The organism is Pseudarthrobacter sp. WHRI 8279 (assembly GCF_040224115.2).
GTDB lineage: Bacteria > Actinomycetota > Actinomycetes > Actinomycetales > Micrococcaceae > Arthrobacter.
The window spans coordinates 3,585,948-3,599,151 of the sequence record NZ_CP168162.1; the positions used below are offsets into that span (position 1 = coordinate 3,585,948).

Here is a 13,204-nt window from a genome sequence, read left to right on the forward strand (position 1 = left end):
CTACGACGCTTCCTGGGCCTGGAGCCGGTCCAGCTCCCCGGCCAGGACGGTCAGCTCCACGCTCGCCGGCCGCTCCACAGTGCTGGTGATCGCTACCGCCGCGCCGCTGCCGGCTGATTCGAGGACCGATTCCATCACCTCGAGGGCGTGGTAGGCCATCGCTCCGCCGGCGCGGGGTTCAACGCCGGCAGGGGTGGAGGCCAGGTCCGCAATGCCGAAGCCACGGCCGGAGTCAACGTAGCCGGCGGACACGGGAAGGGTTTCCCAGTCCTCGGCGCCGAGGGAGAACAGCTGGACGTCGCCGTCGAAGTGGTTAGGGTCCGGCACTACCAGGGATCCGCGTTCCCCGTGGATCTCGATGTTGGGGGATTTGGACTTCACGGCGTCAAAGCTCATGAACAGGGTGGAGAGCGCACCGGAGGCGTGCACCAGGACACCGGTCACATGGGAATCGATGTCGACGGGGACCTTCTCGCCCTGGCGGGGTCCGGAGCCGATGGTGCGTTCGTTGCGGGTGTGGCTCGCTGCGCCGATGACCGAGACCACCGGGCCCAGCAGGGTGACGAGTGCGGTCACGTAGTACGGGCCCATGTCCAGGAGGGGCCCGCCCCCGGGCTGGTAGTAGAAGTCCGGGTTCGGGTGCCACCGCTCGTGGCCCGGGGTCACCATGGTGGCGCTCGCCGAGATGGGGGCACCGATCAGGCCGTCATCGATCGCCTTGCGCGCGGTCTGGATGCCGGTGCCCAGCACCGTGTCCGGTGCGCAGCCGACGGCGACTCCCGCCTCCCGCGCGGCGTCCAGCACCTGGCGGGCTTCCGCGGTGGTGGCAGCAAGGGGCTTCTCGCCGTACACGCTTTTGCCGGCCGCGATGGCCTTCAGCGCCACCTCGGCATGGGCGGCGGGGATGGTCAGGTTCAGGACAAGTTCGACGTCGTCCGCGGCCAGGAGTTCCTCGACGGAGAGGGCGCGGACGCCTTCGTAGCCATCCGCCACGGCCTGGGCACGTGCGGGGTCTAGGTCAGCCACCGCCACCAGGTCAACCTGCTCGAGTTTGCGGAAGTTGGCCAGGTACTGCGCGATGATGGCTCCGCAGCCAATGATTCCGACTTTCAACGGCTTGCCCACAGCAGGCCCCTTTCGATGATGGTGCGGACGTTGGTGTCCTGGAGGATTTCGACCCGGTGGCCCGGGGTGGCGACGAAGATGCGGCCCTTGCCCCACTGGCGGGTCCAAATGGCCGGTGAGGTGACTTCCCGGTTCCACGGGTCCCACTCCCGGACCTTCTGCGTGGTGGTGGCCAGGACGTCGATGTAGTCGTCGGAGAGCACCCAGTACTGCTCGGTGACCAGGTCGAAGTCGGAGATGCCCCGGGTGATGGGGTGTTCCGCGGCGGCCGGGAGCATGTTCACCGTGTAGGGAACGTAGTTGTCCGACTGCTCGCCGACGCACTCGTCCGGGTGCTTGCCGGGGTGGCAGGCGAACTGCCCGCCGATCAGGTGCAGGTAGTCGGAGTTGTTGCGGTACGAATCGGCGATGCCGCCGTGCCAGCCTGCCAGGCCGGTGCCGTTTTCCACGGCGGCCCGCAGCCCTGCGAATTCGTCCTTTTCAATGGTGGTCATGGTCATGCACTGCATGACCAGGTCCACGCCGGCCATGTATTCGGCGTCGGCATAGACCTTGGGGGATTCCTCCACGCGGACGTCGTAGCCGTTGTCCTTGAGGTAGGGGATGAAGAGTTCCGTGGCCTCGTACGGCTGGTGGCCGTCCCAGCCGCCGCGGACCACCAGGGCGTTCTTGCGTTCTGTCATGTCGGGGGTTTCCTTTTGTTTGGCTGCCGGCCGTGGACAGAAAGTCTGGGCCGGAAAGTCTGGGTCAGCGGCTGGAGAAGGCGGCGTCGAAAGCGGCCGCCGGCGGGGCGATCCGGGCCAGTTCCTTGACCATGGCCAGGGCCTGCGGTGCGCCGACGAGCCGGTCCATGCCGGCGTCCTCCCACTCGATGCTGGTGGGCCCGCTGTAGCCGATGGCATTCAGGGTCCGGAAGATCCGGTTCCACTGCACGTCGCCGTGCCCTGCGGTGACGAAGTCCCAGCCGCGCCGGGGATCGGCCCAGGCCAGGTGGGAGCCCAGGCGCCCGTTGCGGCCATCAAGCTGGCGGACCGATTCCTTAACGTGCACGTGGAGGATGTGGTCCGCGAAGTCCTGCAGGAACATCACCGGGTCCAGGTCCTGCCAGATGAAGTGGGACGGGTCGAAGTTCAACCCGAAGCTCTTGCGGTGCCCGATTGCCTCCAAGGTGCGCTTGGCGGTCCAGTAGTCGTAGGCGATCTCGGACGGATGGACCTCCAGGGCGAACCGGACATCCACCTCCTCGAAGACGTCCAGGATGGGGTTCCACCGGTCGGCGAAGTCCTGGTAGCCGGCGTCGATCATTGCCTCCGGGGCGGGCGGAAACATCGCCACGGCCTTCCAGATGGAGGAGCCGGTGAACCCTGTGACGGTCTTGACGCCCAGGCGCGCGGCGGCCCGTGCTGTGTCCTTCATGGACTCCGCGGCCCGCCGGCGTACTCCTTCCGGTTCGCCGTCGCCCCAGATCTCCGCCGACAGGATGCCCTGGTGGCGTTCGTCGATGGGGTCGTCGCACACGGCCTGCCCGGTGAGGTGGTTGGCGATCGCGAAGACCTTGAGGTTGTTTTTCTCCAGGATGTCCAGCCGGCCCTGGAGGTAGTTGTCGTCCTCTGCGGCGCGGCGGGGGTCCAGGTGGTCGCCCCAGCAGGCGATTTCCAGCCCGTCAAAGCCCCACTCGCCGGCGAGCCGGGCCACCTCCTCGAACGGCAGGTCGGCCCACTGCCCGGTAAAAAGCGTGATTGGTCGTGTCATGGCTGTTCCTTCTCCTGTTCCTGCGTTCACGGTCCCTAGACCTTCTGCCACTGGCTGGAGTTGGTGGCGCTTGCCTCCACGGCGGCCAGGACCCGCTGGACCTGCAGGGCATCCGCGAAGGACGGCTCGGGCTGGCGGCCCTCACCGATTGCGGTGACCAGGTCCACCACCTGGTGGGTGAAGCCGTGCTCGTAGCCCAGGCCGTGGCCGGTGGGCCACCAGTTGCCGACGTACGGGTGCTCGGGTTCGGTGACAAAGATTTTCCGGAAGCCGGCGTCCGGGGACTCCGCCGCGTCGTAGAAGGACAGGACGTTCATGTCCTCGAAGTCGAAGGCGAGTGAGCCTTTGGTGCCGTTCAGTTCCAGGCGCATGGCGTTCTTCCGGCCCAGCGCGTACCGCGTGGCTTCAAAGACGCCGATCGCTCCCGCGCCAGCGCCGCCGTCGAACTTTGCGCTGAAGATGGCTGCGTCATCCACGGTGACTTTTCCGCGGGGTGCGTCGCCGCTGAGGTCGCCGTGGCCGCCCAGGCCCACAAGGTCGCCGGCAAGGGGACGCTCCGGGACAAACGTTTCGAGCAGCGCCGAGACGCCGCTGATGCTTTGGCCGGTCACCCACTGCGCGGCGTCGATGCTGTGCGCCCCGATGTCGCCGAGGGAACCGGACCCGGACTTGCTCTTGTCCAGCCGCCAGGTCATGGGGGCGTTGGCGTCGGAGAGCCAGTCCTGCAGGTACTGCGCCCGGACGTGGCGGATCTCGCCCAGCCTGCCCTGCTCCACGAACCGCTTGGCCAGCGCCAGTGCGGGGGTGCGGCGGTAGCTGAAGCCGCACATGGACATGACACCTTGCTTGGCCGCGGTCTCCGCAGCGAGGGTCATCCGCTCGGCTTCCTCCACGGAGTTCGCCAGCGGCTTCTCGCACAGCACGTGCTTGCCGGCCTCGAGGGCCGCAATTGCGATCTCGGCATGGGTGTCGCCGGGCGTGCAGATGTCGATCAGGTCGATGTCGTCGCGCTCGATCAGGCGGCGCCAGTCCGTCTCCACCGAGTCCCAGCCCAGCTTGTCCGCGGCTGCCCTGGCGGCCTCGGCGTTCCGGCCGGCGACGGCGGTGAGTTGGGGCTGGAGCGGCAGGTCGAAAAACCGTGGTGCGGTGCGCCAGGCGTGGGAGTGGGCCGCGCCCATGAAGGCGTAACCCACCATGCCGACGCGAAGGGGCTGTGCGGGGGTCATGTGTCTGTCCTTTCGTGGAGGTCCTGGTTGTTTACTTGCTGAAGCCGGCGGTGAGGCCGCTGAGCAGCTGCCGGCGTCCCACCACGTAGAGCACCAGGATTGGCAGGGTGCTGAGCACAACCGAGGCAAGCACTGCCGGGATGTTGACGCTGTATTCGCCCTGGAAGGTCCACAACGCCAGGGGAAGGACGCGCAGGCCCGGGCTCTGGGTGAGGACCAGCGGAAGCAGGAATCCGTTCCAGACGTGCAGGCCGTTGTAGATGGCGACGGTCACGATCGCCGGGCGGGTCAGCGGCAGGGCGAGCCGCCACATGGTCTGCCACTCGCTGCAGCCGTCCAGCCGCATCGACTCGAAGAGTTCGTTCGGGACGTCGCGGATGAAGTTGGACAGGATCAGCACCGTGAGCGGGATGGCAAAGGCGATGGACGGAAGCATGAGCGCCAGCAGGCTGTCATAGAGGTTCAGCCGGATGATCATCAGGTAGATCGGGATGATGGTGGCCTGCAGCGGGATTGCCAGTCCCATCAGGAACATGCCGTTGACCAGCTTGAGGAACCTGCCCTTGCCCCGGACTATCGCGAAGGCGGCCATGAAGGAAATCAGCACGGTGGGAATGACGGCACCCAGGGTGACGATGGTGCTGTTCATGAAGTACGTGGCGAAGTCGGCCTCGAGGACCATCTGGTAGTTTTCCAGCGTCGGGGACGTGGGAAGCGCCAGCGGATTCTGGCCGAAGTACCCTTCCTGGGTCTTCAGGCTGGTGATGACCACGTAGTACACCGGAATGATGATGATGGCCAGCCAGATCCAGCCGCCCAGGCCTGCCGGGACGTTGAGCCGCCTCATCCGGGAACCGAGCCCCCGCTTTGGGGCGGCCGCGCTGGCCCGGGGGCCAGCGGGAGTTTCCTCCGTGCTGCTTGTCAGGACGGTGCTCACCCTACATTCCTTCCAATTGGCTGCCCTGCTTGTCCTTGCCTCCAAGGCGCTGGAGGAACAAAGCGAGTGCAAGGCCGATGAGTACGAGGATGACGGCGATGACGCTGGCCGGTCCCATGAGGTTGGCCCGGAAGCCCCGCAGGTACATGTCCAGGGCCAGGATCCGGGTGGAGTTGCCCGGGCCGCCGCCGGTGAGGACGAAGATCAGGTCGAAGTACGTCAGGGACCCCACCACCATCAGGGTGGAGGAGGTGATGATGGTGTACTTCAGCTGGGGGAGGGTGATGTGGAAGAACTGCTTGATGGTTCCCGCCCCGTCGATTTCCGCTGCCTCATAGAGCGACTTGGGAATCTGCCGCACCCCACCCTGGTAGATGAGCGTGTGGAAGGGGACGAACTGCCAGGCGATCACAAAGATGACCAGCCCCAGCGCCAGGTGGGGAACACCCAGCCAGTCCTGCGCCAGGAAGGGAAGCCCCAGCCCGGTTGCCAGGCCGAAGTTCGGGTCCAGCAGGGCCTTGAACGCGATGGCGACTGCTGCCGATGAAAGCAGCAGCGGCAGGAAGTACAGCACGGCCAGGGCGGCCCGGTAGCGCTGGCTTCCCGCGGTGAAGACACCCAAAAGGAGGCTGATGGGGGTCTGGACCAGCCAGGAGGCGATCATGATCAGGAACGTCAGTCCCAGGGCGTTGTACAGCCCGGGGTCCGCGAGCACGGAGAACCAGTTGCCCAGCCCCGCCGCCCCGATGGCACCGATGCCGTCCCAGCTGGCGAAGCTCAGGATGAGGACACCGGCCAGCGGCACCACGGCGAATGCCAGGAAGAAGAACAGCGCAGGCACAGTCAGCCAGGCAAGGGCGGCGTTACGGTCTCCGCCCTTGCCTGGGCCAGTCCCGGCGGGAGCTGCCGGCTTGACCTTACGGGTGGTGGCGACGGCGTTACTCATTTTCCGAGGGTTGCATTCATGTTCTCGGCGAACTGCTGCGGGGTGATCGACTTCAGGAACAGCTGGTCGATGTTGTTCAGCAGGGCTTCAGCCGCGGTGGGGCTCAGGGCCTGGTCCCACGACTGCTGGAAGTTGGGGGCGTTCTTGGCCAGGTCGTAGACAAAGTTCAGGAAGTCCTTGTCCTCGGAGGTGTTGAGCTTGTCCTCGATGCCGTTGACGATCGGGACGGAGCCGGAGTTGATGTAGGTATCGATGACCGTCTCGGTGAGGATGCCGTCCTTGAAGAACTTCTTCGCCGTCTCCTTTTCCGCGTCGGTGGCCTTGGAAGAGATGGACATGTACTGGGCAGGGTTTCCCACGCCGTTCTTCGGATCGCCCTTGCCGCCGGCAACCGTTGGGAACTGGACGAACCCCAGCTTCCCGTCCTGGACGAAGTTCTGGCCGCCCTTCTTCATGGCGCCGTAGGTCCAGGAACCGTGCAGCATCATGGCTGCCTTGCCCGTGAACAGCAGGGCCTGGTCCGCATTGGAGTCCGCCGCGATGGACGAGAAGCCCTTGATGAACCCGTCCGCGGAGACGAGCTCCTGGATCTTGGTTCCGGTTTCGATGACGGCGGGATGCATCCAGGAGTCCGGCTTGCCCTCAAAGATGGCGGTGAACACTTCGGCGCCGCCGATGCGGTCCAGCAGGTATTCCAGCCACATCATGGAGGTCCACCGGGACTGGCCGCCCAGGGAGAAGGGTGCCACGCCCATGTCGTTGAAAGTCTTGACCAGGGACATCACGTCATCCCAGGTCTTGGGCGGCTGGGCGCCGGCCTTTTCGAACAGTTCCTTGTTGTAGAACAGGACGATCGGGGCGACGTACTGGTTGGGCAGTGCGTAGATCTTTCCGTTGACCGTGGCCGCACCGAACGACGCCGGGAAGAACTTCTCCTTCAGGTCCGGGTTCTCGTCGAACCAGCCGGTGAGATCGTCAACCTGGTTGGCCTCGGCGTAGGTCTTCAGGGTGCCGCCGCCCCAGCCGTAGATGATGGTTGGTGCCTGGCCGGCGCCGATGGCGGTCTTGATCTTGGTTTTGTAAGCGTCGTTCTGGAAGTACGTCACGGCGATCTTGTTGTCCGGATTCGCGGCGGTGAAGGCGTCCACGGCCTTCTGCATGGTGGTCTGGTTCGGTTCGCCGGAGAGGTACCACATGCTGGCGCCGCCGCCGCTGCTGGAGGAACCCGGTCCCGACGTTCCGCAGGCAGTGGCCGTCATGGCGGCGAAGGGGGTGAGGGCAGCAAGGGCGAGGAATGAGCGCCGGGAGGTCTGGGGTTGCTTCATTGCGTCTCCATCTGAGATTGCTTCGTTGCAAATGTAGGCGTGAACTTTACCTGCGGTTTCGAAATATTTCGAATGCGTGATTTAGGTCACGGTCTAAACTAAAGGTCGGGGGTGCGATAGGTCAAGACCCAATTTTCCGGCTTTATTTCGCTGGCACTTCTGGGTCCCTTGACCTGTCTCGCGGAAATCTGAACAATGAGTCAACGAAACTTTTCGAAAGGTCTCAGCAGATGGCAACGAAAATCCCGGAACGGGCCAAGCCGACGCTTGCCTCCGTTGCCCAGCAGGCCGGGGTTTCCGCGCCCACCGTTTCGAAGGTGGTGAACGGCCGCGAGGATGTGTCGCCGGAAACCCGGGCCCGTGTACTGGCCGTGCTTGAGCAGGCCGGATACCAGTCGCCGCTGCAGCGCCGTTCCGCCGGGGAGACCGGCACCGTGATTGAAGTGGTCATCGATGTCCTCGATTCCGCGTACACCATTCAGGTCCTCAACGGCGTGCTGCAGTCCGCGGCCGATGCCGACGTCGAGATCCTGGTCAGCGTTACCGGTCCCGCGGGCCAGGGGCGGCGCAGCCCTGAGCGCCGTGCCCAGCGCATGGTGGACGAGGGCAGGGCCGGAATGATTGTGGTGACCTCAGCCTTCAGCGAGACGCAACTGCACCCTTTCCGGCGCCGCCAGATTCCCGTCGTCGTGATTGACCCGCTGAACCCGCCCTCCGCCGACGTGGTCAGCATCGGGGCCACCAACTGGGCCGGCGGCAAGGCGGCCACGGAACACCTGCTGGAACTGGGGCACCGCCGGATCGCGTATATCGGCGGCATCGAGAATGCCGAGTGCAACCAGGCGCGGCTGCACGGCTACATGGCCGCACTCATGGCGCATGGCGTGCCGGTGGACCCGCAGTACATCTACTCCGGCGGCAGGTTCCGGCGGGAAAGCGGCGTTAGAGGCCTGCAGGCGCTGCTCGAGCTGGACAAGCTTCCGACGGCGATCTTCGCCGGCAGCGACACCATCGCCCTGGGCATTCTCGGCGAGGCGGGCCGGCACGGCATCCGGGTTCCCGAAGACCTGAGCCTTATCGGCTTTGACGGAACAAACCAGGGCGAGGAGTCGGTCCCGTCGCTGAGTTCCATAGCCCAGCCGCTGGAGGAGATGGGCCGTGCGGCGTTCCGGTCTGTGCTGCGCCAGGCGCGGGGTGAAGTCCTGGATTCGCACCGCGTGGAGCTCGCCACCCACCTGATTGTCCGCGACTCCACGGCACCACCCGCCGCCTGAGGTCCTGCTGATGAAAATCACCAATCTCGACACTGTTGTTGTCGACTTCTACCGGACGAACCTCATCTTCGTCCGTTTGAGCACCGACGAGGGCCTTACCGGTGTTGCCGAAGCAACACTTGAAGGCCAGGAGCATGCTGTTCGGGGCGCGGTGGCGGTCCTCGCCGACGCTGTCCGCGGCAAGGATCCCACCTGCATCGCCCGGAACATCTACGAACTTAACCGCGACGCCTACTGGCGCGGGGGTCCCGTGACCATGACCGCCCTCAGCGCCCTCGAAATGGCTATGTGGGACGTTTCCGCACGCGCGCTGGGTGTGCCTGTCCACCGCATGCTCGGTGGCCAGGTCCGCGACCGGGTCCGCGCGTACGCCAACGGCTGGTTCTCGGGAGCAAAATCGCCGGAGGACTTCGCGGACGCCGCCGTGCAGACAGTTGCCCAAGGTTTCCGGGGACTCAAGTGGGACCCGTTCGAGGCCGCTGACCTGACCCTCGAGCCGCGGGAGCTGCGGCGCATGCTCGAGCCCGTCGCCGCTGTCCGGGAAGCAGTAGGCGACGATATCGAGCTGTTCATCGAAGGACACGGCCGTTTCGATGTCCCCACCGCAATCCGGGTTAGCCGTGAAATAGAGCAGTTCCAGCCCGTGTTCTTTGAGGAGCCCTGCCCGCCGGACGGAATCGACTCCCTTGTGGAAATACGCTCGAAGTCGCCAGTACCGATCGCGGCCGGGGAGCGCTGGTTCGGACGGAACACTTTTGTGCCCGCCCTGGCACGGCACGCAGTGGACTACATACAGCCGGACGTTACACACGCGGGGGGCCTGCTGGAGCTGTCATTCATCTCCACGCTGGCGGCAGCCCATTACATCCCCTTCGCACCGCACAACCCGAGCGGTCCGCTCAGCACCGCAGCCACCTTGCAGCTTGGCGCGATGCTGCCGAACTTCCGATACCTGGAAATTATGGCCTCCGACGTCCCGTGGCGCGGAGAGATTTCCAATGAGCGCCTCCGGTTGACCGAGGGGGGTGACATCCTCATTCCCGAGGGCGTGGGCCTGGGCATCGAACTCGACTTCGAGGCGATTGCCGAGCACCCCTACACGCCCCATCCAATGCGGATTTTCCATGATGCTGTGGCTGACATCAGGCCCCCGGACGCCCGGTCCTACTTCAACCTGGACGCCGCGCCGGTCAGCTGAACCATGGCAGGGCTAGGGGTGCTGGAGCCGCACGCGGGACGCTTCAACGGTATTTGCTGAGCTGAATTCCGAGGGGTGGCGCTTCGTCATGCCGGCCCGCCGCTGCTGACGCCTGATGCCTGACGCCCGACGGTGGCGGTGTTAGCCGCGGCGCGTGTAGCCGATTTCGGTGTCGCCCAGGGGTGCCGAGTGCAGGGTTACGTAGCTGCCCTGGGCTTTGCTCCCGGTGCGGGTGCCGCCTCCTGGCAGCGAGATGTAGCCTGCCTCGGTGCGGCGTGAGTCGGCCGGGTGACCGGGCAGGGTGACGTAGCTGCCGCCGCGGGGTGTACCGGCCGCGGTGGCCGGGGTTGCTTTGATGGTGACGGGACGTTCGAGTGTCTGGGTCATGCTGTTCTCCTGATGCGTGAGGTTAGGTGGCTGCGCGTCCGGGATCCCTGCCGTTCCCACGTGCCTCAGACCTGCGGGTGGTCCGCAGGGGGCAATGGGGGTGGGGTTCGATGCAGTGCGGGGAGCCGGCGCAGTGGCGCTCGGGGAACTGTTCACCCGCATACAGCCCGGACAGGGCTTCGATGGCCTGGTATCAACGTTACGGCTTATTTTGAGTGCATCAAAATAAGGTGGCGGAACTCACGGGGGAGCCCCTACTTCTTCGTCAGCCGGTACCGCTCAATTTGCCGCAGCCGCCGCATCAGGCTGTCGCGCCGCGGATGCGGGACGGCGTCGGACGCTTCCGCGGTGAGGTCGATGTGTTTGGTGCCGTACTGCCACAGCAGCAGGTCATCCAGCAGCCGGTCGGGGCCGGGGGAGTAGCGGTGGTCCAGGGCCCTCCGGACCTCGGTGATGCGGTTGGCGCTGAGCAGCCCTGCCAGCTGCATGGTCTGGTTGAGGCCGTGCGCGGCCAGGAGCTCGGCGGCCCAGCCCCAGTCGTCGTCCACCTTGCGGTCCACGTGCGGAAGCAGCGTCCGCCAGACATCCCTGATGCGGTTGGGCGTCAGCGGCGCCGCGCCCTCACCTTCGGCATCCCAGAAACTGCGGACTTCCTCGTAGCGCTCGTGGAGGTCGGCGAAGGCAGTCTCCACCGTCTCCAGCATGGCCGCGGTGGCGGTGAACTGCCGGTCGAAGTGCGGGGTCCAGGCACGCGGGTCCTCCGCCTTGAACCGGATGTCGTGCTCGATCTCGCTCCACGCGTGGGCAAAAATGGTGCGGATCTGGCACTCAAAGAAGTAGCTGCCGTTGGGCACGGCGTCCGGGTTGAAAACCTGCTGGTATTCCTTGACGGCCTCATTCTGGATGGTGCGCAGGATCAGGTGCCGGCTGGAATACCCGTAGGTGCCGGATTCGATGGAACCGATGTCCTTTTCGCGGTCACCCCGGCAGTCGAAGAGCTGGCGCTGGTGCTTGATGATGTTGGCCACCACCGCATTCTCGGCAGGCAGCTTGGTGATCACCCGGATCCCCACCATGTCGTTCAGGGTCCGGAACGGGTCCGGGAACTTCAGGACCGGGGGTCCGCCCGGCTCCAGCGGCTCCTCGATGCGGGAGATCTTTTCCTTGAAGGATTCCACCGTTTTGGTGCGCCCGGTGACAAACAGCGGCGTGACCTCGGAGTCCTTCAGCATGTCCCGCAGGGTCAGCAGGACGTCCCGGGTGACCAGTTTCAGGGCAGGGCGGACGCGCTCGTAGATCTCCACGTTTTGCTCCACGGATTCGCGCAGGCTCGCGTCCAGGCTGTCCCAATGACTCGGCATGGTTCCAGCTTACGGCCGGGCACTGACAGAACGACGGCGGCGGGCGCCTTCAGCGTTCCGCCACGGCCGTGGATCCGCGCACCACCAGTGAACTCTCCAGCGTGACCCCGGCCTGTTCGAGCACCTGGCCTTCCATGAGGCGGCGCAGCTGCTCCCCGGCCTTGAGACCCAAGGGAGTGGCGGGCAGGTGGACGCTGGTGAGGCCCGGATTGCTCGTGGCCGAATACGGAAGGTCATCGAAACCGGCCACCGCCAGCTCCTCCGGAATCCGCACGCCGGCCACGCGGGCCTCCTGCAGCACACCGTAGGCGTGAGTGTCGGTGCCGCAGACAACGGCGGTCACCCCCTCCCGCTGCCACCCCGGCCAGGCGGCGGCGAAGGCTGAAGCCGCCGTGCCGACGTCGATGGTGGTGCTGATAATGCGTCCCGCCCCGACGGTGATGCCGCGGGCAGCCGCCTCCTCCAGGAAGGCTTTCCGCCGGAGCGCAAAGGTTTCCGTGCCCGTGACGCTGTCCACGTACGCCACCTCGCGGTGTCCGGCGTCCGCCAGATGCGCCGCGAGTTCCCGCGCACCGCTTGCCACGTCCAGGTTCACCGACGGCGCGTAGGCCTCCAGCCCGGGCGCGTCCAGCAGCACAACGGGCGACGGCGACGCGAGGTCCTCGAGGAAGCCTGCGCTGGGTGCGTCCACCAGGAGTCCTGCCGGACGCAGGGACATCAGCCGCCGGACGTCGTCGGCCCGGGGCGACTCGCCGGCCTCCGTGACGGACAGCAGCAGCTGGTACTGCGGGCCCAAGGACTCCCGCACGCCGGCGATCACCTTGGCGAAGAACGGGTTGGAGATGTCCGGCGCCACCAGGATCACGATCGAGCTCACGCCCTTGGCCAGCGAACTGCCGATGCCGTCCACCACGTAGCCAAGCTCGGCGATTGCCTCCCGGACCCTGGAAATGTTGTCCTCGGAGACCCGGCCGGCGGTCTTGCCGTTGGCCACCAGCGAGACCGTGGCCGTGGAGACCCCTGCCCGTGCGGCCACCATCGCCGCCGTGATCCGCCGCGAACGCACGGGCTGCTGCAGCTGTTCCGCGGATTCCATACCTCGATCGTAGTAGGCAGCGCACCCGCAGGCTGTCCTCCAAGGCCAGGCATGCCATGGCATCACGCGCCGCGGAAGCGGCCACCGGACAGGAAAATGGGCGCTCCCCGGCGCTCCGAAAAATGGGGGTCATACAGGCCTTCCGGACCGGGGGCTCTGGTGGGACGATGCCCGTATGAGCGATACCAGCCATGCAACAGCGCGGGACCTTGGCCCCCACCAGCACGCCCACGTCGCGCCGACGTCCCAGCAGATCCGGACCGTGGGGCAGCGCCGGCGCGAGGCGGAGGAGAAGCTTGAACAGCACCTCCAGGAGGCCCGCCAAAGGTACGAACAGCACGAGGCCCAGGCCCACCCCGAAACCGGGAAGCCCAGCAAGGTGAAGCGCCACTAAACCGGTACCGTACACACGCGACACCAGCCAGCGCCCCTTCGCGCAGGCGCTGGCATCAAGCGCTTGACCTGCGTGTACGTCAAGCGTTTGACGTGTGCCCCACAACACTGCCATGATCTCTCCTGAACGCTTCAGCTCCCCGCGCAACAAGTGATACACCTGCGCGGGCCCCAACGACGTGGA

General features: G+C 65.9%; 13 protein-coding genes. 3 read left to right on the forward strand and 10 right to left on the reverse strand.

Annotated features, from left to right (window positions below; all coding sequences use genetic code 11):
• The 7 genes from ABRP28_RS16460 to ABRP28_RS16490 form a co-directional block, all read right to left on the reverse strand.
• A complete protein-coding gene (locus ABRP28_RS16460; RefSeq protein ID WP_350001510.1) occupies positions 1-1,125 on the reverse strand; it encodes a Gfo/Idh/MocA family oxidoreductase in 1,125 nt (374 codons plus the stop codon).
• A complete protein-coding gene (locus ABRP28_RS16465; RefSeq protein ID WP_350001509.1) occupies positions 1,110-1,808 on the reverse strand; it encodes a ThuA domain-containing protein in 699 nt (232 codons plus the stop codon). Before ABRP28_RS16465 ends, ABRP28_RS16460 begins: the two co-directional genes overlap by 16 nt.
• Positions 1,809-1,872: 64 nt before the next feature.
• On the reverse strand, positions 1,873-2,877 hold the full coding sequence (locus ABRP28_RS16470) for a sugar phosphate isomerase/epimerase (protein WP_350001507.1): 1,005 nt from the start codon (positions 2,875-2,877) through the stop codon (positions 1,873-1,875).
• A 35-nt stretch (positions 2,878-2,912) separates the two neighbouring features.
• A complete protein-coding gene (locus ABRP28_RS16475; RefSeq protein WP_350001504.1) occupies positions 2,913-4,103 on the reverse strand; it encodes a Gfo/Idh/MocA family oxidoreductase in 1,191 nt (396 codons plus the stop codon).
• 31 nt (positions 4,104-4,134) lie between these two features.
• Entirely contained in the window at positions 4,135-5,040 is a 906-nt protein-coding gene (locus tag ABRP28_RS16480; protein WP_350001502.1) for a carbohydrate ABC transporter permease, read from the reverse strand.
• A gap of 1 nt (position 5,041) precedes the next feature.
• Positions 5,042-5,986: a sugar ABC transporter permease gene (locus tag ABRP28_RS16485; RefSeq protein ID WP_350001501.1), complete on the reverse strand. Its 945-nt coding sequence runs from the start codon at positions 5,984-5,986 to the stop codon at positions 5,042-5,044.
• Positions 5,983-7,311, reverse strand: a complete 1,329-nt coding sequence (locus ABRP28_RS16490) for an extracellular solute-binding protein (RefSeq protein WP_350001498.1) — start codon at positions 7,309-7,311, stop codon at positions 5,983-5,985. The genes ABRP28_RS16485 and ABRP28_RS16490 overlap by 4 nt, the downstream gene beginning before the upstream one ends.
• Positions 7,312-7,541: 230 nt before the next feature.
• Here ABRP28_RS16490 and ABRP28_RS16495 point away from each other — a divergent pair, with 230 nt between their 5' ends.
• Both ABRP28_RS16495 and ABRP28_RS16500 read left to right on the forward strand, forming a co-directional pair.
• Positions 7,542-8,585 (forward strand): LacI family DNA-binding transcriptional regulator, encoded by a 1,044-nt coding sequence (locus ABRP28_RS16495; protein ID WP_231456466.1) that lies wholly within the window; start codon positions 7,542-7,544, stop codon positions 8,583-8,585.
• Positions 8,586-8,595: 10 nt separating this feature from the next.
• Entirely contained in the window at positions 8,596-9,783 is a 1,188-nt protein-coding gene (locus ABRP28_RS16500) for a mandelate racemase/muconate lactonizing enzyme family protein (protein WP_350001496.1), read from the forward strand.
• Positions 9,784-9,924: 141 nt separating this feature from the next.
• Here the strand turns inward: ABRP28_RS16500 and ABRP28_RS16505 are convergent, their stop codons facing one another.
• The 3 genes from ABRP28_RS16505 to ABRP28_RS16515 all read right to left on the reverse strand — a co-directional run bounded on the left by ABRP28_RS16505 (position 9,925) and on the right by ABRP28_RS16515 (position 12,627).
• Complete coding sequence (locus ABRP28_RS16505) at positions 9,925-10,170, reverse strand: hypothetical protein (protein ID WP_350001495.1); 246 nt, start codon at positions 10,168-10,170, stop codon at positions 9,925-9,927.
• A 254-nt stretch (positions 10,171-10,424) separates the two neighbouring features.
• Positions 10,425-11,531 (reverse strand): RelA/SpoT domain-containing protein, encoded by a 1,107-nt coding sequence (locus ABRP28_RS16510; protein ID WP_350001493.1) that lies wholly within the window; start codon positions 11,529-11,531, stop codon positions 10,425-10,427.
• A 49-nt stretch (positions 11,532-11,580) separates the two neighbouring features.
• The gene (locus tag ABRP28_RS16515) at positions 11,581-12,627 is read right to left on the reverse strand and encodes a LacI family DNA-binding transcriptional regulator (protein ID WP_350001491.1); all 1,047 of its coding nucleotides are present in this window, start codon (positions 12,625-12,627) and stop codon (positions 11,581-11,583) included.
• A 175-nt stretch (positions 12,628-12,802) separates the two neighbouring features.
• Here ABRP28_RS16515 and ABRP28_RS16520 point away from each other — a divergent pair, with 175 nt between their 5' ends.
• Positions 12,803-13,021, forward strand: a complete 219-nt coding sequence (locus ABRP28_RS16520) for a hypothetical protein (RefSeq protein WP_350001489.1) — start codon at positions 12,803-12,805, stop codon at positions 13,019-13,021.
• Positions 13,022-13,204: the final 183 nt, after the last annotated feature.